The organism is Amycolatopsis sp. MEPSY49, from assembly GCF_051337345.1.
Classification (GTDB): domain Bacteria; phylum Actinomycetota; class Actinomycetes; order Mycobacteriales; family Pseudonocardiaceae; genus Amycolatopsis.
Window position 1 is genome coordinate 340,549 of the sequence record NZ_JBDLYJ010000004.1, and the last position, 21,380, is coordinate 361,928.

A 21,380-nucleotide genomic window follows, 5' to 3' on the forward strand; every position below is an offset into this window, starting at 1 on the left:
GTCGCGGGGGTGCCCGACAGCCGGGGCGCACTGGCCGGAACCGGCCAGGCGGGCACCATCGCACTCCGGCGCGCCGCGCACCGAACCGGTGCGCTGCCGCCCGGCCTCCGCTAACCGCGGGAGGGCCGCAACGAACGCGGGTCGAACCAAGCCAGCACCCGCCGGCCCGGCCTGGCCCTCGCCAGGCCGCGCCGCAGCTTCCGGACCGCCGACCACGCCCGATCGCGTTCACCGCCCGCCGCGGCAGGGGCCCACATCGCCGCGTCCAGGGCGTCGGCCAGTTCCGACAACCCCTCCCGCACTTCCGGCGGTGCCGAATGCCCGACCGCAGAAAGCGTGTCCCGCACCGTCATCCCGGCCGTCACCACCACGCCGTGCGCGCGCAGCCGATCTCGCGCTTCCGCCCACGCGCCCGCCACCGACTCGTACCCTGGCCGGCGCCGCCGTCGCCACCCGCGGACCAGCCCCACCACCGGCACTCCCGCCAGCCACAGCACCAGCAGCACCGCCGCCGGCACCGCGAACACCGGCCACGGCACCGATATACCGACATCCGGGCCCGAGGTGCCGCCGGGTCCGGTGGCCGGCAGGCGGGGCGGGGCCACCTGGTCCGGTGGGGGCAGCGCCGCCCGGGCGCGCGCCGTCGTGTCACCGAGGCCGCCTGACGGCGCCGCGGCCCCGGTCGGGTCCAGGGCTACCCAGCCGACACCGTCGACCGCGACTTCCGGCCACGCCAGCACGTCCGCGTTGCGCACCACCACGTCCCGGCCCGCGCCCGCGGGCGACCGGAAGCCGACCGCGATGCGGGCCGGTATGCCGAGGAGCTTCGCCATCGCCACGTACGCCGCCGCGAACTGCTCGCTCGTCCCGACTCGTGTCTCCAGCAGGAACCGCTTCAGCTGCGGCCAGCCGCTGCCGGTCGGCAACCGCTCCCCCGCGCGCACCACGCGGTAGTGGTCGCTGAAGTACTTCTCCAGCAGCAACGCCGTCTGGAACGACGGCCGCATGTCGCGGACGGCGGCCCGCGCCAGCGCCGTGACCTCCGGTGGGACCGCGCCGACGTCACCGACGTCCCGGGCCGCGGCCGGGTCGACCCCGCGTCCCAGCAGCCCGGCCTGGCCGCCCGGTTCCCACCACCGCAACCGGTACGCGGCGCCGTCGGCCGGGCCCGGCAGCCGCAGCTGGCCGGACGCGGCGTCGACGAACGGAGCCACTCCGTCCACTCCGGACACCAGCGGCTGGCTCGGCAGCCACGGGCCGAGCGAGCCGAACACCGTGACGTCGGCGGTCCGCAGGTCAGACGGTGGCGCCGCCGGGGCGGGCAGCGGTGCGCCGAGCCGCCGCGGTTCACCGCCCGGCGACCACGTGACGCCGTTGAAGCGGTCGAGGACGGCCAAGCGCCACCGGTCGACCGCCGTGACGCTCGAGTACCGGAACACCGGCACCTCGGGGTGCAGCAGCCGTCCCGCGATCTCGGTCAGCGGGTTGGCCACGCGGCCCGGCGGCAGCGGCGCGGGCTGGTTCTCCTGCAACGAAAACGCCGGCGTCCCGGCCGGGTTCGCGACGCTGCCGGCGACGACTCCGGCGCAGCCGAGCACGACCACGGGCACCGCGGCGAGCAGCAGGGTCCCCACGTGCGGCAGTGGCGACTGCGTCGCCGGCCGGTCGGGTCCGGTCAGCACCAGCAGCAGCGCCACCAGTGCGACGTAACCGGCCCCGACCACCAGCGCGGTCACCCCGGTCAGGGCGCCGTATGCCTGGCTGAGCACCAGGATCGGCAGCGAAGGCAGCAACGCGAGCAGCGGCCGTCGCCCGAGCAGCTCGACGGCCAGGACCGACGCGGCCAGCACGAGCAGCGGCACGAACAGCACCAGCGCCGGGTCCGCCGGCGCGGGCCACGTCGTCTGCAGGGTGAGCCGCCAGGAGTCGGTGACCCCGGCGGTGAGGACACGCAGCACCTCCCCGGGTGAAGCGGTTCCGCCCACCACGATCTCGACCACGGCGGTCAGTCCGAGCACGACCGCGAGGACCGGCCGCCAGGGCAGCAGTACCGGCCGCCGGGCGCACAGCTCCGCGACGCCGAAGCACACGACCCCGGCCGCGAGCACCGGCGGGCACAGCGCCCAGAACCCGAACACCGGCGCGAACAACAGGCCGGGCAGCACGGTCAGGAGCAGGACCACGGCCCGCGTCACGACGCCACCACCTCGGTCCACCGCCGCAACGCGGTGACAGCGTCCGGCGCGAGCAGCACGCGGATCGCGCCCGCGGGCGGCGCCGACGACCCCAGGACCACGGCGACCGTGCTCGCGTAGCGCAGTCGCACCGCCGCCACGGGCGCCAGGTCCGGCGCGCCGGTGGCCACGACGGTCAGGATGCCGCCGCGCTCGCGGCTCTCCGGCAGCAGAGGCGCGTCCGGCGGGGCACCTGCGCTCAGCACGCACAGCTCGTCCAGCAGGCGCCGCACCGCCTGCGGGCCGGACGGCGTCGCGACGTCGACGCCGCCCGAGGTCACCAGCCGGCAGCGTTGCCCGGCCGCGGCGGCCGCCGCCAGCAGCGAGGCGGCGACGTCGACGGCTTCCTCGAACAGCGGGCCCGGCGGGCACCGGGTGTCCAGCACGACGGTGAACCGCGGCTGCTCCGGGTCGACGAAGTCGCGCACCATCAGCCGTCCGGTCCGGGCCGTCGCTCGCCAGTGCAGGTGCCGGACCTCGTCGCCGGGCACGTACTCGCGGACATCGCGAAGGTCGTGCGAACCGTGCGGGGACAGCTCGGTGGTGACGCCCTCGTGGTGGTGGCGCGGGTGCCCGCCGACCGGCAGCCGCACCGGGCGCACCTTCGGGTGCACCCACAGCGTCGCGGTGTCCCCGGTGGTGAGCCGGACCCGGCCGAGTCCGAGCGGGTCACGGCGTTCCAGGGTCAGCGGCCCGACCTGGTGCCGGCCGCGGACTTCGGTGGGCAGCTCGTAGTGCTGCACCGACTCCGTTCCCGGCGGCAGCGCGCGGACGCGCACCTCGCGTGTCCCGGCGCCGACGCGGTCGCCCGCGGTGAACGGGCTCTGGCGCCGGCTCCCGGCGTTGCGGACCCGCACCTGCGCGAACGCCGGACGGCCGCGGCCGACGCGGTCCGGGTAGACGTCCCGGGACACCGAGACGCGCACGCGGCGGGCGCCGGCGAGCAAGGCGCCGAGGACGGCCAGCAGCCCGGCCGCGCCGAGCGCGCGCGGCAGCGGCCAGCCTCCGGCCAGGCCGGTGGCGAGCAGGGCCACCGAGGTCACCGCCAGTCCGGTGCCCCGCGCGGTCGGGCGCGTCATCAGCCGACCGGGGTCCCGGCGGCCGGGGTGCGCATGGTCGGAGCCGGGGTCGCGGCCAGCACCTCGTCGAGGATGTCCGCGGGTTTGCGCTGGGCCAGCTCGGCGTCGGAGGTCAGGATCAGCCGGTGGGCCAGCACCGGCTGCGCGACCTCCTTGACGTCGTCCGGGGTCACGTACCCGCGGCCGTGGGTGGCGGCGATCGCCTGCGCGGTCCGGATCAGCGCGATGCTGCCACGCGGGCTCGCGCCGTGCCGAAGCGCGACGTGCGTGCGCGTCGCGGCGGCGATGCGGGCGGCGTACTCGCAGACCGCGGTGTCGACGTGGATCGCCCGCACCTGCGCGATCGCGGCGCGCAGCGTCTCCAGGTCGACGACCGGCGACAGCTCGTCGGGCCCGATGCCGGCCCGGTCGCTCATGATCACCAGTACCTCGGTCGCCAGGTCGGGATAGCCGACGGTCAGGCGCATGAGGAATCGGTCGAGCTGGGCTTCGGGCAGCCGGTAGGTGCCCTCCATCTCGATCGGGTTCTGAGTGGCGACGACGACGAACGGCGCCGGCACCTCGTGGCGTTCCGAGTCGACGGTGACGGTGCGCTCGGACATCACCTCCAGCAGCGCCGACTGGGTCTTCGGCGTGCCCCGGTTGATCTCGTCGGCCACCACGACGTTGGCGAAGATGCCGCCGGGGTGGAAGCGGAACGCCTCTTCGCCCTGGTGGTAGATCTGGACGCCGGTGATGTCGCCGGGCAGCAGGTCCGGGGTGAACTGGATCCGGTGGTAGCTGCCGCCGATGCTGCGCGCCAGGCACCGGGCCAGCGTCGTCTTGCCGAGCCCGGGCACGTCCTCGACCAGCAGATGGCCCTCGGCGAGCACCGCGGCGACGGCCAGCCGCACCACCTGCGGCTTCCCGCGCAGCACCGTCTGCACGTTCGCCGCGATCCGCTGGTACACCTCGGCCGGTGTCGGCACGCTCATCCCCCTGTCCACTTGAGACGGTTCGACGTGATCGTCGCGCCGTCGCTGGTCGTGGTGACCCACACGGTGTGGCCGACCCCGAAGTAGTCGAACGCGCTGAACGACGCACGCCCGCTCGAGTCGGTTTCCACCCCGTGACCTTCGTTGTCGTAGCCGGAATCCGTCGAGTGCGGATAAATGTCGAAGTGCGCGTTGGGCGCGAACCCGCTGAGCACCACGTGCATCTTCGCGCAGCCGTCGCGGTCCCACTCGGGGTCGCACTTCCCGCCGCGCGAGAGCGTCAGCTTCTCCGTGCCGACCGGCGTCACCGAACCCGACGACGCGCCGGGCCCGTCGCCGACCTCGTTGACCGCCTTCACGGTGAACGTGTACGCCTTCCGGTTCGCCAGGCCCTGCACGGTGGTCGAGCGCGCCGAAGCGATCATCGTCACCGAGCCGCTGCTGCCCCCGCTCCACGTGACCTTGTACGCGGTCACCGGCGAGCCGTTGGCCGCGGCCGCGCCCCAGCTGACCGTCGCGGATCCGTCGCCCGCCTTCGCGGAGACCTGCGTGGGCGCGCTCGGCGGGCTCGCCGCGACCGTGGGCGGCGGCGCGGGCGGCGGTTTCGGCGTCGACTTCGGCGTCGGCGCGGGCTTCGGCCGTTCCGTGCGCACCACCGTCCGCTCCGGCTGCTGCGGCGGCGCCGGCGGCGAGCTGCCGACGACCGGGGTTTCCGGCGGCGGCGGGCTGGGCGGGGGGCTCGTCGCCGCCGGGCGGCCCGCGGCCGGGACGTCGGACACCCGCCCGTCGTGGTCGAGGACCAGGACGTGCCGGCCCTGGTCGCCTTCGACGTAGACGCGGGCGTCGCCGCCCTGCACCAGTTTCGGCGTGCCGGGCTCGGGCGGGATCGGCCTGGCGTCGCGGATCGCACCGGTGTGGTCGTAGGTCAGCAGCTTGTCGCCCGCCTTGTCGACCAGGGCGACGACGTCGCCGGTCGAGGCCGGGCCGTCGTAGTCACCCGGCGGCAGCTGCGCGGAGATCGGCCGTTCCCGCTGTTTCGCCGGGTCGAACCCGGCCGGGTCCACCAGGTACAGGCGTTTGCTCTCCGGATCGAACAGCGCGATCCGGCCGCGCACGTCGGCCGCGGCCGGGCGGGTCGCGGCCGAGACCGGGACGTCCAGCGGCACCGCGGCGCCCTCGCCGTCGTCACCGACGGTGCGCAGCGTGCGGTCGTGGGTGTTGACGAAGACGGGTTTGCCGCCGACGAGGGTCATGCCGCCGGTGTCGCCGGGCTGGGCCGAGGCCGGGCAGGAGACCGACGAGTCGTCCTTGCGCAGCCGGCACAGCTGCCCGGTGTCGGTGCGGTTGAGCCAAAGTGTGCCGTCGGCGGTCGCGACCGGGTCGCCGAAGGGCCCCTCGACGTCGATCAGCTGGACCGCACCGCCGAGCCGCGCGATCTTGCCCGCGTTGCGGTAGGCGAGGTACGGGCCGCCGGCGGCTTCGATCGCGAGCCCGCGCTCGTCGTCGGGAGCCGGCTGCGGCGGCTGCGCGGCGAGGGTGGACTGGTCGAACATCGTGATGCCGCCGTCCTGCCCCACGACGTAGCCGCTGGTGTCGCCCTGCAGCACCTGGCTGCCGGGGCGCCCGGGCACCTGACCCGCGGAGTCGATCTGCGCGGTCGAGCCGTCGATGTGCAGCGCGGACTGCGTCTCCGAGTCGTAGAACCAGTGCCCGGCGGGCACGAAGTCGGCCCCGGCCGACGGTGTCTTGCCCGACAGCGCGACGACGGCGCCTCCGGCGCACAACGCCACGACGAGCACCAGCGGGATCCGGGAACGCAGCTTCTTGCCCCCCGGCATCCGCAGTTTGATCCCCAGCTTCACGTGACGGAGTGTACGACACCGGATACATTCCCGGTCCATTTCCGCACCCCAGCAGTGTGATCACGCGCGGGAGCAGGCGAAAGACCCGGTGACGCTCAGTGGCGCTCGGGGGCCGGCGGCAGTTCCAGCTCGAAGATCGCGCCGCCCTCGTCGGCGTTGTACAGGTTGAGGCGGCCGCCGTGGGCCTGGGCGACCCAGCGAACGATCGACAGGCCCAGGCCGGACGAGCCGCTGCCGGTCCGGAACCGGTCGAACAGCTCCTCCGCCGTCGTGCTGTCGACGCCGGGGCCGTGGTCGGCCACGGTGACCCGGCCGCCGGCCACGGTGATGTGCACGACAGCCTGCTCCCCCGGCCGCCGTCCGTAGCGCAGCGCGTTGTCCAGGAGGTTGCCGATCGCGCGGCGGACCAGCACCGGGTCGACGAGCACGGTGCACGGCGCGGCGGTGAGCGTGACGCGGGCGCCCTCGGCCGGGGTGTCCTCGACCAGCCCGGAAACCAGCTGGTCGAGCCAGACCGGCTGGACGGTGAGCCGGTCGACCCCGGCCGCGAGCCGGGCGCGCACGAGCAGACCGTCGATGATCTCGCCCATCTGGGCGGACAGTGCCACCGTGCGGGGCAGCAGCTCGGCGGACTCGGCCGGGTGCCGCTGCGCCGTCTCGGCGAGGGCGCGCAACGCGGCCACCGGGGTGCGCAGGTCGTGCGCGGTCTCGGCGAGCAGCTGTTCCTGCTGCTCGAGGGCGCTCGCCGCGGGCCGGATCGCACGGCCGGACAGCAGCCAGCCGGCCAGGCCGAGCGCCCCGGCGAGCACCACGGCGCCGCCGACCACCCAGAGCACCTGGCGCTCGTGGGCGTCGGCCTCGGCGCGGGCATCGGCCACCGCGACGACGGCCCCGGCGTAGCGGCCGGACTGCGCGCGGACGGGGTCGACGCGCATCCGCAGCGGGCTGCCGTCCGGGGCGTCGATCTCGCCGTAGAGGAACTTGCCCTGCTCGACCGCCTGCTGCGCGTAGCCGTTGAGCACGTTGACGTCGACCGCCACGCACGAGCGGCCGCTCAGCTTCGCCGGGAACGTCCCGGACCCGCCGGGCAGCACGGCGAACTGCGGGCAGGCGTCGTTGACCTCGTCGCGGTCGACGCCGGCGGTGCTGATGCCGTCCGGGCCGTCGGCGCGCAGCAGCCGCTTGACCACGGACGTGACGCGGTAGAGCTCGTCGTCGAGGTGCTCGTCGCGCTGGCGGGAGTCGGCCGCGAGGACGAGCCAGGCGACCACGACCAGGCCGATCGTGTTCATCGCGGTGAACAGGATGGTGAGCAGCACGCGCAGGCGGCGCAGGCGGTCGGCCGAGGAGCGCGTCACTCCGCCGCCAGCCGGTAGCCGGCGCCGCGCACCGAGTGGATCAGGCCGGGTGCGCGCAGCTTGGCGCGCAGCCGCTTGACGACGGCGTCGACGACGTTGGCGACCGGGTCGGCCGAGCCGTCCCAGCAGTGTTCGAGCAGGTCTTCGCGGCTCACCACCTGCCCGGCGCGGATCAGCAGCACCTCGAGCACGGCGAACTCCTTGTCCGACAACGTCAGCAGCACCCCGCTCCGGCGGACCTCGCGGCGGGCACTGTCCAGCTCCAGGTCGGCGAGGCTCAGCACGGACGGCCGGGGCGTGCCGCCGCGCCGGCACAGGACGTGCACCCGAGCTGCCAGCTCGGCCGGGGAGAACGGCTTGACGAGGTAGTCGTCGCCACCGTGGGCGAAGCCGTCCACGCGGTCCTGTGTGCTGTCGCGGGCGGTGAGGAACAGGACCGGCACGGCCCAGCCGCGTCGGCGCCGGCGTTCGACGAAGTGCAGCGAGTCGCCGTCGGGCAGCATCCGGTCGAAGACGACACAGGCGACGTCGCCCGCACGCAGGGCGGCGTCCGCGCCGGCCAGGTCGGCGGCGGTCACGACGACGAGGCCCCCGGCGGTGAGCTCGGTGGCCACCGCGAAGCGCAGGTTCTCGTCGTCCTCGACGACCAGCACCCGGGTCGTTGTCATCGAATCCTCATGTCCGGTCGCGCAGGCTGAGCACAGCAGACCACGAGGGGGGTGCCAGCGATGCCGGCGACCACGCTGCCCGAGGTGTCCACCGGGCCATTGTCCACAGTGTCCCTTCCCGCGCTGTTCTCGGTGCTCGGACCGGTCCGGGTGCGCGGGGTCCGCGGCGCCCGGAAGCCGCTGGCGGTGCTGACCGCACTGCTGCTCCACGCTAACGAATGGGTGGACGTCGAGCAGCTGATCGCGGCGACTTGGCAGGAACAGGACGCGCCGGCGTCCGCCGAGGCAAACCTCAAGACCTACATCTGGCACTGGCGCCGGACACTCCCGGACGCCCTCGGCGGCCCCCGCATCGAGCGCGGCGAACACGCCTACCGGCTTCGGGTGGAGCCGGGCGACCTCGACGTCGACCACGTCGAGCTGCTGGCCGGGCAGGGCCGTCGCGCACGGGATGAGGGCTCTCGTGCGCGGGCCGCGGCCCTGTTCGGCTCGGCGTTGAAGCTGTGGCGCGGCCGGCCGTTCGACGGGCTCCGCGCGGACTCCGGCCTGGGCACAGTGACGTGGCTGGAGGGCGTACACCGCAACCTGCGGCTGGAACTGGCGGAGCTGTCCGGCTCACTCGGGCGGTTTCGCGAAGCCGAGACGCTGCTGAGGGGGCTGGTGGACGAGGACCCGTGGTGGGAGCAGCCGTGGGTCTGCTGGATGGGGCTGCTGTGCGACCGGGGCCGACCGGGTGACGCGATAGCGCTGTACCGCCGGGCCCGCGCGGCGCTCCGGAGCGACCTGGGGGTCGAGCCGGGGCCCGAGCTGACGACGGCGTTCCGGAAGGCGGTCGAAGGTGAGGTGCGCGATGGCCGGCGCTGAGCCCGGGAAGCGGCCGACGGTCCTGGCGGCGATCAACCCGGCGGTGGACGGTGCGGTAGCCCCGGCCGCCACCCACACCTCGGCCACCCCGCCGCCGGTGGTCGCGGCCGCCGTCCGCGGTCCCCTTCCGTACTCCGCGCCGCTGTCGCTGCCCGCGAACAGGCCCGCACCACCGGCCGCCGTCGCCCGACCGCCCGCCGAACCTCCGCGACCGCTTCCCCGCCCCGGCGCCTTCGTCCGCTGGGAATGCGCCGCCGCGCTGGTCGCCGCATCCCTCACCCAGCCCTGGCCCGTCACCGTGGCCGCGGCACTCGCCGCCGCCGGGCTCGGCGGCAGCACCATTCGCGTCCGGAACCGCGGCCTCGCCGAACTCGCCGCACGCGGTCTCGGCTACTGGGGCCGCCCCCGCGACCTCACCCTGCCACCGCACGAACGGGCCGCCGCGCTGCTGGGCCACCTGCTGCCCGCCGTCAGCTTCGGGGCCACCGAGCTCGCCGGTGTCCCCGTCCTGGTGATCCGGCATGCGGGCGGCGTCGCGGCCGTCACCGAACCCACCACCACCGGGCCGCGGTGGGTTTCGCCCGCCGTCCTGCTGCCCGAGGCCGGGCCCGACGGGCCCTACCCCGGTGTGCAGGGGATCTTCCACGCGGGCGGGGAACCCGGCTCGCCGCCGCGGCGGTGGTTCGGCGTGCACGCCGTCCGCACCGCCGAGCACGCCGACGACGAGCTGCTCACCCTCGTTCTGCGCAACACCCTGCGCCGCGTGCTGCGTGGCCTCGCCCAGCACGGCGTGCCCGCCGAACCGCTCGGCCGCGAAGCCGGGCTCGCCACCATCGCCGCGCTCGCGCACGTCACCGGCGGCCGGACGGAGCTGCGCGAAGAGTGGAGCCGCTGGCGCACCGGACCGGTCTCCCAGGTGTGCTTCCGGCTCGACGGCTGGAACGCCTTGCCCGGCCCGGTCACCGAACGCCTGGTCGCCGGGCTGCTCGGCCGGCCGGCCGGCGTCGCCGTCACCTTGGCGGCCCGGGCCCGGCGCACCCCGCGCGGCAGCACGGCCAGCGCCGCCCTGCGCCTGGCCGCCCGCTCCCCCACCGCGCTCGACGCCGCGTTGCCCGGGCTCACCCGCTGGTGCGCGGGCCACGGCCTGCGGCTCCACCGCCTCGACGGCCACCACCTCACGGGCGTCACCGCCACGCTCCCGATCGGAGGGACCTCAGAATGACCACGCCCCGCGACGATCTGCTGGCGGACGCCCGCCGCGAAGTTCTCGTCATGAGCACCTCGGGCCCGGCGGCCCGCGCGCCGCTCGGCGCCGTCCGGCCGAACGACCACGTCCACCTGGGCCGCGGCGTCAGCTACCGGATCCTGGTGCCCGACACGGCCCGGACGGCTCCGGCGCTGAGCCGGCGGCTCGGCACCCTCGCGCTGGCCGGGGCGTCCGTGCGCACCCTGCCCACGGTCCCGACCGACGCGCTCGTGCTCGACCGCTCGCTCGTCGTCCTGCCCGCCGACCGCGCGATCAGCTCTTCCGGCGTGCTCGCGTTCCGGCTGCCCGGCGTGGTGACGACGACGGTCGAGCTGTTCGACCGGCTGTGGCCGGCGGCGACCCCGCTGATCGAGGGCGGCCACGACGAAGAGCTCGACCAGCGCCAGGTCCGGCTGCTGGAGCTGCTCACCACCGGCCACACCGACGAGTCCGCCGCGGCCGAGCTCGGTGTGTCGGTCCGCACCGTGCGCCGCATGGTCGCCGACATCATGCGGCGCCTCGGCGCGCGCAGCCGGTTCCAGGCCGGGGTCAAGGCCGCCGACCGTGGCTGGCTGCTGGCCGAAGCGGGCTGACCAGGTGCCGGGTATTACTGTCCGGAGGTGTGCGTGTGCTGATCGTCGAAGACGACCCCGACCTCCGGCTCGCGGTAGGCGCCGCGCTGCGCGGGGCCGGATTCGCCGTCGACGCGGTCGACGACCTGCCCGCCGCCGACGAGGCGCTCTGGGTGAACAGCTACGACTGCGCGGTCCTGGACCGGATGCTGCCCAGCGGCGACTCCGTCGGATTCCTCGCGGCGAAGCGCACGGCCGGCCTGCTGACGCCGGTCCTGTTCCTCACCGCGCGCGACGCCGTCGCCGACCGCATCGCCGGGCTCGCCCACGGGGACGACTACCTCGTGAAACCCTTCGCGGTGGACGAGCTCGTGGCCCGCGTCCGCAGTCTGTGCCGCCGGGCGCCGCGTGCCGCCGAGCCGGTGGTGCTGCGCTGCGGCGACCTCGAAATGGACCTCGGCAGCCGTCAAGTGCGCCGCGGCGGCGTGCTGCTGACGTTGACGCGCACGGAGTTCGCGGTTCTGGAGCTGCTGGCGCGGCGCGCGGGCGAGGCGGTCCCGAGGGCCGAGCTGCTCGCGCACGGCTGGGACGAGCTGGCCGCCCCGGCGACCAACGTCCTCGACGTCGTCATCGCGCAGCTACGGCGCAAGCTCCGGCCGCCCTCGCTCATCCACACCGAGCATCGCGTGGGCTACCGGCTGGCGCCGTGAGCTCGTGCGCGGTGGCGAAGTTGCGACGCTCGACCGCCTTTGCCGCCTGCCGCACGGTATCGGCGATCGCCGCCGCCAGCGCTTTCGAGTCGTGGCAGGCGCGTGGGCTCACCGCGAGGTCCGCGAGCCGGCCTTCGCCGGTCACGGTGGCGCTGATCAGGCCGTCGTCCGAGATCGCCGTCTCCCGGACACCCGGCAGTTCGTCGCGGAACCGCGCCAGGCTGTCGCGCAGCGCGGGAAAGCCGGCGAGCTCCTGGAGCACGGGCTCGAAATCGAACTCGGCTTCCGAGGCCAGCGTGTCGAGCACCCTCGCGGCCAGCCGGTCCGGCGCCCGCAGGACGCGGGGATCGAGCCACAGCCGCACCAGTTCGCCCCGTTCGCCGACCGTGGCGCCGACGGTGCCGTCGGGAGACACCTTTTCGGTCACCGGCCGGCCGCCATCGTGGCCCGGGCCCGCTGGTCGGCCGCCGCGTAGTCCGCGGCGGACGCCCGGCCGGCTTCGGCGGTCGCGGCGAAGTCCGGCGCGATGAGCCCGGCGGCCTGGCGCACCGCGTCGCTCGTTTTCGTGTAGCCGTCGCGGAAGGCCGCGCCCAGCACCCCGGTGCCGATCGCCGGCTCCCCCGCCGTGATGGCCGCATCGCCGTCACGCCAAGCGGTCCGCAGAGCCGTGCCGCTGTCGGCGAGGGCCTGCGCGCCGCGGTCGACGGTGTCGGTGTCCATACCCATCTGATCGCCCGCTGCTGTGGTCACCCACCCAGTTTCCGGGGTGCGCGCGGCGCTGAACCGGCGTTGGCCGCTTTCGGCCACCGCGCGCGCTTCCGTTCGCACGAGCGGAATCCTGGCGCCATGCCCATCGCCGAACCCACCGACGCCCTGTGGAGCGCGGTGAAAGCCAAGGTCCCGTGGCCCGACACGAACGAAGACTCCGTGCGCACGCTCGCCGGCTCCTGGGAGTCGGCGGCCGGGGCGTTCGACCGGGCCGCGGCGACGAACACCGCCGACCTGACGACCTCGTGGACCGACACCGCCGGCGTCGCGATGTTCACCCGCGCTCACCGGGTGCTGACCCAGGCCGGGGACAACGGCCAGGCGATGCGGCAAGTCGCGGCCCGGGTGACGGCGTTCGCCGACGAGGTCGCCGCCGCGAAACAGTCCCTTGTGGACCTGGTCGCGAAGAACGCGCCCACTTACCAGAATCTCGCCAAGCTGCCCGCCGGGGCCGCCGACTCCTACCGGGCGCAGTTCGCGAGCCAGGTCGCCACGCTGGCGCAACGAGTGCTGGCGGACAGCGCGGGCCGGATTTCGAAGGGCGCCGGTGCTCCGCTGACGGCGCCCGACCACGGCCCGCCACCGGCGACGCCACCGCCCGGCGACCCGGCAGCGGTCAAAGCCTGGTGGGACGGCCTGTCCGACGCCGACCGGGCGAAGGTCATGCAGGACGCCCCGGACTCGATCCGCAACCGCGACGGCATCCCCGCGACCGTCCGCGACTCGCTCAACCGGGCCGCGCTCGACCGGGAGATCGACACCGCGAACGCCGCGCTCCAAGCCGACCGGAACCGGGGCTACAACCCCTACACCGGTGGCGGAGGCGGCGTTCCGGACGGCGGCGACAGCGCTCTGCAGGAGCGGGTGCGCGGCCTGACCGCCCTGCGCGACCGGCTCAACGGGGACGGGCCACCGGCATTCCTGCTGGAGCTCGACACGACCGCGGACGGCAAGGGCGTCGTCGCGACCGGGAACCCCGACACCGCGGCGAACGTCACCACCTACGTCCCGGGGACGATGGCCGACCTCAACAGCATCGCCGCGGACATCCAGCGCGCCGACGTGATGTACGACGCCGCGCAGGCCGCGGGCTCACCGTCCACTTCGGTCATCACGTGGGTCGGCTACGACGCACCGGACGAGCTCTACAACGCCGCGAGCGAATCCTACGCCGACGGCGGGAAGGCCGACCTGCAAACGTTCCAGGACGGCCTGCGCGCCACGCACGCCGGCCCCGCTTCGCACAACACGGTGCTGGGCCACAGCTACGGCACCACCACGATCGGGCACGCCGCCCGCGACGGCGGCCTGAACGCCGACGACGTGGTCTTCGTGGCCAGCCCGGGCGTCGGCGTCGACCACGCGGACCAGCTGCACCTCGACGGCGTCGACCAAGCGCACGTCGCCGAGCACGTCCACTCGACGACCGCGGCGAACGACATGATCCACATCACGAACATCAAGGTGAACACCGAACCCTACGTGGCGGGTGGCCCGCTCGACCCCGGCCAGGACATCGCGCTGGGCCCGGACCCGGCGGACCCGGCCTTCGGTGGCGAGGTCTTCGCGTCGGCGCCGGGCACCCCGGGCTGGTTCGGCGGAGTGAGCGCCGCGGCACACAGCGAATATTGGGAGCAGCGCAGCCCGTCCTTGCTCACGATCGGCGACATCATCGCCGGCCGGCGGACTTGACGTCCCGGTCCTCCGGCCCGCGGGCCGGAGGACCGGCAGGAACCGGACAAGTGCCGTCACCGCCGGGAAACGGGTGTTATCACTGTTCCATGCGTCGAAACATTCCCGTTCTGGCAGTGGTTTCCGTCGGTTTGGCCGGTTGCGGCAGCGCACCGGTGGCACAGCCACCGTCCGTGCCTTCGGTATCGACGACCCGACCCGCGACGACATCTTCGGCCGTCCCCTCGACCACGGCCACCCCCACGACGACTTCCAGTTCCCGGAACCCGAATCCGCCCGCACCGCCCAGCACCAAGGTGCGAGACTGCTTCGACGGCGACTGCACGCTGCCGCTGGCCAAGCCCACCACGATTCCCCTGGATGCGGCCAAGTTCCATTACTCCTCGCTGCGGGTGACGGCGATCAGCGCCGACAGCCTCACGTTCAGCGTCGCCTACCCGCAGGGCGGTGGCGCCGAGTCGAGCATCGGCCCGGGTCTCGGCGGGGCGAGCTTCGGGTTCCGCGGCTCCCCGTCGATCGAGGTCGGCTTGACGCAAGCAGGCGGCAAGCCGGCGTTGGTGCTTCAGCCCGGGGCGATCACGTGATCCGCGCCGCGGCCCCCGCCGGCGCGGCGCTGGCAACGGTGAAACGAGGAATCTGTGTCGTTCCCTTGGTGGTTCTCACCGCCGGGTGCGGCGGCGAGGCACCGCCGGCCGAGGTGCCGACGCCGGCCGTCACTGCGTCGTCGTCCGCGGCACCGACCGCCGCCGACGGCAGTGACTACGCCGCATGCGCCGACGGCACCTGCGAGGTGCGGGTAAGGGGCCCGGTCGACATCCCGCTGACCGGTCAGGGCGGGCTGCACCGGATCTCCGTCGACTCCGTGACCGCCGATGGGATCGGCTTCGCCACCGACAGCGGCGCCACCGGCACCCTGACACCCGGATGCGTGCTCACCTTGTACGAGAACGGGAGCGGCTCCAGTTGCAGCAGCGGTGCACCGCAGCAGCCGAAACCCGTGGACGGCGTGCTCGCCTTGCAGATCGCCGACCTGCGAGACGGCACCGCGATCCTCCGGCTCGTCTCAGGCAAGGTCGGGCCACCGCCCGCCTCCCTGCGGCCGCCGCTCCCCCCGTTGCCTGGTTCGTAGTTCCTGATCAAGGAGCTCGTCGAACTTCGCGCGCGCCTTGCGCTGATGCCTTGAAGCCGAGCCAAGCGCTCGTTCCCGGCCGCAGGCAACGGAATCCGCGCGGGCGGCGACGGAATCCTTGCCGAGCACGGTGCTGGACCGCTGATCCGGCGGAATCGCCCGCACGCCAGCAGTTTCCGACGTGCGGGCGAGGCCGCTAGATGAGGTCCAGCGGATCCACCTGGATGCGGATCGGCTCGGTCGCCTTCTTCGCGTCCCGCCGAGCGGCCGCCGCGTGGATCGCCGACGACAACGCCTTTCCGTCAGCACGTGACACCCGGACCAGCGCCCGCTCCCGCTCCGCGTTGCCCTCTTCGTCCACTTCGCCCAGCGGTACCGGCCCGAGCACCTCACCCGAATCAGGCAACGGCAAGTCCGCCAACAGCCCGGCCACCGCGTCCGGGCTCCCCTCCACGCTCGCCATCCGCATCGCCGGCGGAAAGCCCAGTTCCCGCCGCTCGGCCAGCTCCTGACCCGCGTGCCAAGCCGGGTCCCAGCGGACCAGTGCCTGAACCACCGCCAACCCCGCCTCGGCCCCCACGATCACCCGGCCACCGGACGAACCCGGCCGCACCAAGGCCGCCGCCGCCATCCAACGACGCAGCGTCTCCTCGCCCGCCCGCAAATCCTGACGCCCCAACAAGGCCCAGCCGTCCAACAGCAGCGCCGCGCCGTAGCCGCCCTCGGCCACCGGCTCCGCCCCCGGTGTGCAGACGACGAGCGCCGGCTTGCCCGGCACCGACGCCAGCACCTCCGCCGCCCCCGACGTGCGGACCGGGATGCCCGGGAACGCGCGCCCCAGTTCCTCCGCCGTCCTCTTCGCGCCCACGATCACCGCGCGCAACCGCACCGAACCGCACGCCGTGCAGCGGAACGCCGTCTCCGGGACGCCGCACCAGCGGCACGCCGGGGGCTTCGGCTGCCCGTCCACCGACCCGCCCGGCAACGCCAACGGACCCGCGCACCGGCGGCAGTGGGCCGGCGTGCGGCAGTTTCCGCAGGCCAGGCCCGGGACGTACCCGCGCCGCGGGACCTGGACCAGCGCCGGGTGGCCCGCCGCGAACGCCTGTCGCGCCGCTTCGAACGCCACCGCCGGCAGGCGCGCCACCCGCGCCGCCTCGTCGCGGGCCACGTCGAAGTCCTCGCCGACCGGCGTCACGCGGGGCGCCGCGGCCCGCAGCACCGTGCGGTCCGCCAGCACCGGCGCGGCCCAGCCGGACTCGACCAGCAGCTGCGCCTCGGCCGTCCGGGCGAACCCGCCGACCAGCAGGGACGCCTTCGCCGCGTGCGCGCGGTCCATCAGCACGTCCCGGACGTGCGGGTACGGCGCGTGCTGGTCGAGGTGCAGGTCGTCGCCGTCGTCCCAGACGACGAACAGGCCCGGGTCGTGGACCGGGGCGAACATCGCCGCCCGCGTGCCGACCACCACCCGGACCGCGCCGCGCAGCACCGCCAGCCAGCGGCGGTAGCGCTCGGCGGGCCCGAGGCCGGCGATCAGCGCCACGACGGCGTCCTCCCCGACGACCGCCGCGCACGCCTCGTGGACGCGGGTCAGGTCGCGGTGGTCCGGCACCACCAGCACCGCGCCCCGGCCGGCCGCGGCCACGACGCCGGCCGCCTCGGCCAGCCGGCGCGGCCAGTCCTCGCCCGGCAGGGCCTGCCAGACGGCGTTCGCGGGCTTCCCCTCCCCCAGCGCCTCCAGGAACGCCGGGCCACGCTGGTAGCGCGCCCAGGCCGCCGTGTCGGGCGCGTCCGGAGGCGCCGCGGGCGCCACGGCCGGCTCCCCTTCGGCCTTCGCGTGCCGGGGCGGGATGGCCAGGCGCAGGACGTCGGACAGCGTGCCGCCGTAGCGGTCGGCGACCGCCCGGCAGACCGCGTGCAACGACGGCGGCAGCACCGGCTCCGGCGAGGTGACGCGGTCGAGGAAGGCCAGTTTGCTGCCGTAGTCGCTGGTCTCGCCGCGCTCGATCAGGTAGCCGTCGACGAGCTGCCCGGCGAACCGGACGCGCACCCGGCAGCCGGGCACGGCGGTCTCGTGCAGCTTCTCCGGCACGAGGTAGTCGAACGTGCGGTCCAGGTGGGCGAGCGGGATGTCGACGACGATCCGCGCGACCGGCCGCTCGGGCGCGGGCTTCTGCGCGCCCTTGGCCTTCGCGCCCGGCTTCGGCGGTTTCCGGGCACGCGAGGGGGCCGCCTTGGGTGCGGGCGGCGTCTCCGGGAGGTCCCAGAGAGCGGCGGGCTCGGAGCTACTCACGCCACGATCTCTACCAGAACCCTCCGACACCCCGGACACGAGGAAGGGCACCCCGCGACGTACGCGGGGTGCCCTTCACCGGATCGTGCGTCAGGCGCCGGCCGCGGCCTTGAGGGCCTCGGCGCGGGCCGTGCTCTCCCACGGCAGGTCGAGCTCGGGACGGCCGAAGTGGCCGTACGCCGCCGTCGGGGCGTAGATCGGGCGCAGCAGGTCGAGGTCGCGGATGATCGCCGCCGGCCGGAGGTCGAAGACCTCGGTGATGGCCTGCTGGATCTTCGACGGGTCGACCGTCTCGGTGCCGAACGTCTCGACGAACAGGCCGACCGGGGCCGCCTTGCCGATCGCGTACGCGACCTGCACCTCGGTCCGCTGGGCCAGGCCCGCGGCGACGACGTTCTTGGCCACCCAGCGCATCGCGTACGCGGCGGACCGGTCGACCTTGGACGGGTCCTTGCCGGAGAACGCGCCGCCACCGTGGCGGGCCATGCCGCCGTAGGTGTCGACGATGATCTTGCGGCCGGTCAGGCCCGCGTCGCCCATCGGGCCGCCGATGACGAACCGGCCGGTCGGGTTGACCAGCAGCCGCGCGCCGGAGGTGTCGATGCCCAGGCCCTCGAGCTCGGGGCCGACGACGTGCTCCTTGACGTCGACGCTGAGCATCCGGTCGAGGTCGATGCCGTCGGCGTGCTGCGAGGACACGACGACCGTGTCGAGCCGCACCGGCTGGTCGCCGGCGTACTCGATGGTGACCTGGGTCTTGCCGTCCGGACGCAGGTACGGCAGCACGCCGTCCTTGCGGACCGCGGTCAGCCGCTTCGACAGGCGGTGCGCGAGCGCGATCGGCAGCGGCATCAGCTCGGGGGTGTCCGAGCAGGCGTAGCCGAACATCAGGCCCTGGTCGCCGGCGCCCTGGCGGTTGATCTCGTCCTCGTCGGACTCGACCCGCGACTCGTAGGCGGTGTCGACGCCCTGCGCGATGTCGGCCGACTGGGAGCCGATCGCGACGTTGACGCCGCAGGAGTTGCCGTCGAAGCCCTTGGCCGAGGAGTCGTAGCCGATCTTCAGGATGACGTCGCGGACGATCGTGGGGATGTCGGCGTAGGCCTCCGTGGTGACCTCGCCGGCGACGTGCACCTGGCCGGTGGTGATCAGGGTTTCGACCGCGACGCGGCTGCGCGGGTCCTTCGACAGCAGGCCGTCGAGGATCGAGTCGCTGATGGCGTCGCAAATCTTGTCGGGGTGCCCTTCGGTCACCGACTCCGAGGTGAACAATCTGCTGCTAGACGCGGTCACGGTGGCCGTCACTTCCTCACCTTGTCGTCGGATGCCCCGAAAGTTAGGCACCCCTTACCTGTGCAAGCGTACTGACTATCGCTCGGGGGACGGTCAACGCTTCATGAAGCTCACAACAGCGTCCCACAGAGTGGACGCCAGTTCAGCCTTCGCGCCGAGAGGTATGGGGATTTCCGTGCCGTCGGACCCGAGCAGCCAGCCCGAATTGTCCTCCGTGCCGAACGCCTTGCCGTCGCCGACGGCGTTCACGACCAGCAGGTCCGCGCCCTTGCGCTTGAGCTTGACGCGGGCGTGGTCGAGGACGTCACCGTGTTCGTCGCCGGTTTCCGCGGCGAACCCCACGACGACCTGACCGGGACGCCGGTTGCGCACCAGTTCCGCGAGGATGTCGGCGTTGCGGTCGAGCGTGATCACCGGATCGGGCTGGTCGTCCGACTTCTTGATCTTGTGATCGGCCCGGTTCGCCGGCCGGAAGTCGGCGACGGCGGCGGCCATCACGACGACGTCTGCGCTCTCGGACGCCGCGTGCACGGCCTGACGCAGCTCCTCGGCCGTCGAGACGTGCTCCACGGCCGCGCCCGCCGGGTCGGGCAGCGCGACCGTGTGCGCGGTGACCAGCGTGACCTCGGCGCCGCGCTGGGCGGCGACGCGCGCCAGCGCGTAGCCCTGCTTGCCGGACGAGCGGTTGCCGAGGTAGCGGACCGGGTCGAGCGGCTCGCGCGTCCCGCCGGCCGACACGACGACGCGGACGCCTTCGAGGTCGCGCGGGAGGGCGTCCGGCCGGGCCAGCAGCAACTTGGCGAGGTCGACGATCTCGGCGGGGTTCGCCAGGCGGCCCTTGCCGGTGTCGACGCCGGTCAACCGGCCGGAGTCGGGCTCGGTGACGATCGCTCCGCGCGAGCGCAGCAGGGCCACGTTGTCGCGGGTCGCGGGGTGCTCCCACATCTCCGTGTGCATCGCCGGGAAGAAGGCGACCGGGCACCGGGCGGTGAGCAGGGTGTTCGTCAGCAGGTCGTCGGCGAGGCCGTGGGCGGCCTTGGCGAGGAGGTTCGCCGTGGCCGGGACGACCAGGACGAGGTCGGCTTCCTTGCCGACGCGGACGTGCTGGACCTCCGGTACCTCGGTGAACACGCCCGTGTGCACGGGGTGGCCGGAGAGGGCTTCGAAGGTGGCCGCGCCGACGAAGTTCAGCGCGGCTTCCGTGGGGACCACGCGGACGTCGTGACCGGACTCGGTCAGCCCGCGCAGGACCTCACAGGCCTTGTAGGCGGCGATCCCGCCGCCCACGCCCAGGACGACCTTGGGTTTACTCACCCTCGGTGTGCTCGAGCAGGCCGCCGTGGATCTCGCGCAGCGCGATCGAGAGCGGCTTCTCGCGCGGGCCCGGCTCGACGAGGGGGCCGACGTACTCGAGCAGGCCCTCGCCCAGCTGGGCGTAGTAGTCGTTGATCTGGCGGGCGCGCTTGGCCGAGTAGATCACCAGCGCGTACTTCGAGCTGACCTTCTCGAGCAGGTCGTCGATCGGGGGGTTGGTGATGCCCTCGAGCTCTTCGGTCAGGGTTACCTGGGTGGTCACGCGTGGTGCTCCGATTCGTCGGAAGACTGATCAGTTATCAAGTTTAGCAAGTGCTCGGCGGCCTCCCGCACGTCGGCGTTGACGAGGCGGTGGTCGAACTCCCCCGCCGCCGCCAGCTCGCGCTCCGCTTCGGCCAGCCGGGCCTGCACCGCGGCCTCGCTTTCGGTGCCGCGCCCGGTGAGCCGGCCGACCAGTTCCTCCCAGGACGGCGGCATCAGCATCACCAGCCGGGCCTCCGGCATCGCCGCGCGGACCTGGCGGGCGCCCTGCAGCTCGATCTCCAGGACGGCCGGGCGGCCCTCGGCGAGGGCCTTCTCGACGGGCTCGCGCGGGGTGCCGTAGCGGTTGCCCGCGAACTCGGCCCACTCCAGCAGCCTGCCGTCGGCGACCATGGCGTCGAACTCCGCCCGGTCGACGAAGTGGTAGTGCGCCCCGTCGACCTCGCCGGGGCGTGCCTTGCGCGTGGTGACCGAGACGCTGAACCAGACGTCGGGCTCCAGCTTCCGCAGCTCGCCCACCACGCTCGACTTCCCGACCCCCGAAGGCCCCGATACGACGGTGAGCCGGTGCCGGGGGATGTCCCCCGCCACCGGCTCACTGCCGCGGTCGGTCCCCGGGTTCACCGGGTAGTCACGACCGGCGCCGTTCACTCGCCGCTGAACTCGGCCAGCAGCGCCTTGCGCTGCCGGTCGCCGAGGCCGCGAAGGCGACGGCTGGGGGCGATCTCCAGTCGTTCCATGGTCTGCTGCGCGCGGACCTTGCCGACGCCCGGGAGGGCCTCGAGCAGAGCCGAAACCTTCATCTTGCCGAGGACTTCGTTCTCCTCGGCCTGCTTCAGCACGTCGACCAGAGTGGTACCGCCCCGCTTCAGCCGCTCCTTCAGCTCAGCACGGATCTTGCGAGCGGCGGCGGCCTTCTCCAGCGCCGCAGCGCGCTGTTCCTCTGTCAGCTGGGGAAGTGCCACGTTTTCCTCCGGTAGTTCTCAAATCTGGGTGGGTGACGCGACGGTACCCACCCGTGAGCACCGGCCACAATGCGGGGGTGCCTGGTGGGACCCGGTTC

The 21,380-nt window shown here is 74.0% G+C and carries 22 protein-coding genes; 7 read left to right on the forward strand and 15 right to left on the reverse strand.

Annotated elements, in window-relative coordinates; genetic code table 11:
• Positions 1-110: 110 nt before the first annotated feature.
• The 6 genes from ABFJ78_RS21055 to ABFJ78_RS21080 all read right to left on the reverse strand — a co-directional run bounded on the left by ABFJ78_RS21055 (position 111) and on the right by ABFJ78_RS21080 (position 8,175).
• A complete protein-coding gene (locus ABFJ78_RS21055) occupies positions 111-2,195 on the reverse strand; it encodes a transglutaminaseTgpA domain-containing protein (RefSeq protein ID WP_436388066.1) in 2,085 nt (694 codons plus the stop codon).
• Positions 2,192-3,313, reverse strand: a complete 1,122-nt coding sequence (locus ABFJ78_RS21060; protein WP_436388067.1) for a DUF58 domain-containing protein — start codon at positions 3,311-3,313, stop codon at positions 2,192-2,194. Before ABFJ78_RS21060 ends, ABFJ78_RS21055 begins: the two co-directional genes overlap by 4 nt.
• Positions 3,313-4,287, reverse strand: a complete 975-nt coding sequence (locus tag ABFJ78_RS21065) for an AAA family ATPase (RefSeq protein ID WP_436388068.1) — start codon at positions 4,285-4,287, stop codon at positions 3,313-3,315. Before ABFJ78_RS21065 ends, ABFJ78_RS21060 begins: the two co-directional genes overlap by 1 nt.
• Positions 4,284-6,149 carry a fibronectin type III domain-containing protein gene (locus ABFJ78_RS21070; RefSeq protein WP_436388069.1) on the reverse strand — a complete coding sequence of 622 codons (1,866 nt, stop codon included), beginning with the start codon at positions 6,147-6,149 and terminating at the stop codon, positions 4,284-4,286. The genes ABFJ78_RS21065 and ABFJ78_RS21070 overlap by 4 nt, the downstream gene beginning before the upstream one ends.
• Before the next feature lie 95 nt (positions 6,150-6,244).
• Positions 6,245-7,507, reverse strand: coding sequence for a sensor histidine kinase (locus ABFJ78_RS21075; RefSeq protein ID WP_436388070.1), 1,263 nt, complete (start codon positions 7,505-7,507; stop codon positions 6,245-6,247).
• On the reverse strand, positions 7,504-8,175 hold the full coding sequence (locus ABFJ78_RS21080; protein ID WP_436388071.1) for a response regulator transcription factor: 672 nt from the start codon (positions 8,173-8,175) through the stop codon (positions 7,504-7,506). Before ABFJ78_RS21080 ends, ABFJ78_RS21075 begins: the two co-directional genes overlap by 4 nt.
• Positions 8,176-8,235: 60 nt before the next feature.
• Here ABFJ78_RS21080 and ABFJ78_RS21085 point away from each other — a divergent pair, with 60 nt between their 5' ends.
• The 4 genes from ABFJ78_RS21085 to ABFJ78_RS21100 are packed head-to-tail and all read left to right on the forward strand — an operon-like array spanning position 8,236 to position 11,567.
• Positions 8,236-9,039: an AfsR/SARP family transcriptional regulator gene (locus tag ABFJ78_RS21085; RefSeq protein ID WP_285459524.1), complete on the forward strand. Its 804-nt coding sequence runs from the start codon at positions 8,236-8,238 to the stop codon at positions 9,037-9,039.
• Positions 9,026-10,261 carry a hypothetical protein gene (locus tag ABFJ78_RS21090; RefSeq protein WP_436388072.1) on the forward strand — a complete coding sequence of 412 codons (1,236 nt, stop codon included), beginning with the start codon at positions 9,026-9,028 and terminating at the stop codon, positions 10,259-10,261. The genes ABFJ78_RS21085 and ABFJ78_RS21090 overlap by 14 nt, the downstream gene beginning before the upstream one ends.
• Positions 10,258-10,878, forward strand: coding sequence for a helix-turn-helix transcriptional regulator (locus ABFJ78_RS21095; RefSeq protein ID WP_436388073.1), 621 nt, complete (start codon positions 10,258-10,260; stop codon positions 10,876-10,878). The genes ABFJ78_RS21090 and ABFJ78_RS21095 overlap by 4 nt, the downstream gene beginning before the upstream one ends.
• 29 nt (positions 10,879-10,907) lie before the next feature.
• Positions 10,908-11,567 (forward strand): response regulator transcription factor, encoded by a 660-nt coding sequence (locus ABFJ78_RS21100; protein WP_436388074.1) that lies wholly within the window; start codon positions 10,908-10,910, stop codon positions 11,565-11,567.
• Here ABFJ78_RS21100 and ABFJ78_RS21105 read toward each other — a convergent pair.
• Together ABFJ78_RS21105 and ABFJ78_RS21110 are read right to left on the reverse strand one after the other, a co-directional pair.
• Positions 11,524-11,994, reverse strand: coding sequence for a YbaB/EbfC family nucleoid-associated protein (locus ABFJ78_RS21105; RefSeq protein WP_436388075.1), 471 nt, complete (start codon positions 11,992-11,994; stop codon positions 11,524-11,526). The two genes, ABFJ78_RS21100 and ABFJ78_RS21105, sit on opposite strands and share 44 nt — an antisense overlap.
• The gene (locus ABFJ78_RS21110) at positions 11,991-12,317 is read right to left on the reverse strand and encodes a hypothetical protein (protein WP_436388076.1); all 327 of its coding nucleotides are present in this window, start codon (positions 12,315-12,317) and stop codon (positions 11,991-11,993) included. The genes ABFJ78_RS21105 and ABFJ78_RS21110 overlap by 4 nt, the downstream gene beginning before the upstream one ends.
• Positions 12,318-12,413: 96 nt before the next feature.
• Between ABFJ78_RS21110 and ABFJ78_RS21115 the strand changes: the two genes are divergently transcribed.
• A complete protein-coding gene (locus tag ABFJ78_RS21115; RefSeq protein WP_436388077.1) occupies positions 12,414-14,027 on the forward strand; it encodes an alpha/beta hydrolase in 1,614 nt (537 codons plus the stop codon).
• 79 nt (positions 14,028-14,106) lie between these two features.
• Here ABFJ78_RS21115 and ABFJ78_RS21120 read toward each other — a convergent pair whose 3' ends face one another.
• Positions 14,107-14,322: a hypothetical protein gene (locus tag ABFJ78_RS21120; protein ID WP_436388078.1), complete on the reverse strand. Its 216-nt coding sequence runs from the start codon at positions 14,320-14,322 to the stop codon at positions 14,107-14,109.
• Position 14,323: 1 nt separating this feature from the next.
• Between ABFJ78_RS21120 and ABFJ78_RS21125 the strand changes: the two genes are divergently transcribed.
• Both ABFJ78_RS21125 and ABFJ78_RS21130 read left to right on the forward strand, forming a co-directional pair.
• Positions 14,324-14,611 (forward strand): hypothetical protein, encoded by a 288-nt coding sequence (locus ABFJ78_RS21125; protein ID WP_436388079.1) that lies wholly within the window; start codon positions 14,324-14,326, stop codon positions 14,609-14,611.
• Positions 14,608-15,156, forward strand: a complete 549-nt coding sequence (locus ABFJ78_RS21130) for a hypothetical protein (RefSeq protein ID WP_436388080.1) — start codon at positions 14,608-14,610, stop codon at positions 15,154-15,156. Before ABFJ78_RS21125 ends, ABFJ78_RS21130 begins: the two co-directional genes overlap by 4 nt.
• Positions 15,157-15,352: 196 nt before the next feature.
• On the opposite strand, the gene ABFJ78_RS21135 is transcribed toward ABFJ78_RS21130, so the two are convergent.
• The 6 genes from ABFJ78_RS21135 to mihF all read right to left on the reverse strand — a co-directional run bounded on the left by ABFJ78_RS21135 (position 15,353) and on the right by mihF (position 21,282).
• Positions 15,353-17,449, reverse strand: a complete 2,097-nt coding sequence (locus ABFJ78_RS21135) for a primosomal protein N' (protein ID WP_436388081.1) — start codon at positions 17,447-17,449, stop codon at positions 15,353-15,355.
• 90 nt (positions 17,450-17,539) lie between these two features.
• A complete protein-coding gene (gene metK / locus ABFJ78_RS21140; protein WP_167379817.1) occupies positions 17,540-18,742 on the reverse strand; it encodes a methionine adenosyltransferase in 1,203 nt (400 codons plus the stop codon).
• A gap of 93 nt (positions 18,743-18,835) precedes the next feature.
• Positions 18,836-20,056 (reverse strand): bifunctional phosphopantothenoylcysteine decarboxylase/phosphopantothenate--cysteine ligase CoaBC, encoded by a 1,221-nt coding sequence (gene coaBC, locus ABFJ78_RS21145; protein ID WP_436388082.1) that lies wholly within the window; start codon positions 20,054-20,056, stop codon positions 18,836-18,838.
• Positions 20,049-20,318, reverse strand: a complete 270-nt coding sequence (rpoZ, locus tag ABFJ78_RS21150; protein ID WP_308671079.1) for a DNA-directed RNA polymerase subunit omega — start codon at positions 20,316-20,318, stop codon at positions 20,049-20,051. The genes coaBC and rpoZ overlap by 8 nt, the downstream gene beginning before the upstream one ends.
• Positions 20,315-20,968 (reverse strand): guanylate kinase, encoded by a 654-nt coding sequence (gene gmk / locus ABFJ78_RS21155; protein WP_436388083.1) that lies wholly within the window; start codon positions 20,966-20,968, stop codon positions 20,315-20,317. Before gmk ends, rpoZ begins: the two co-directional genes overlap by 4 nt.
• On the reverse strand, positions 20,965-21,282 hold the full coding sequence (gene mihF, locus ABFJ78_RS21160) for an integration host factor, actinobacterial type (protein ID WP_013224622.1): 318 nt from the start codon (positions 21,280-21,282) through the stop codon (positions 20,965-20,967). Before mihF ends, gmk begins: the two co-directional genes overlap by 4 nt.
• Positions 21,283-21,380 lie beyond the last annotated feature (98 nt).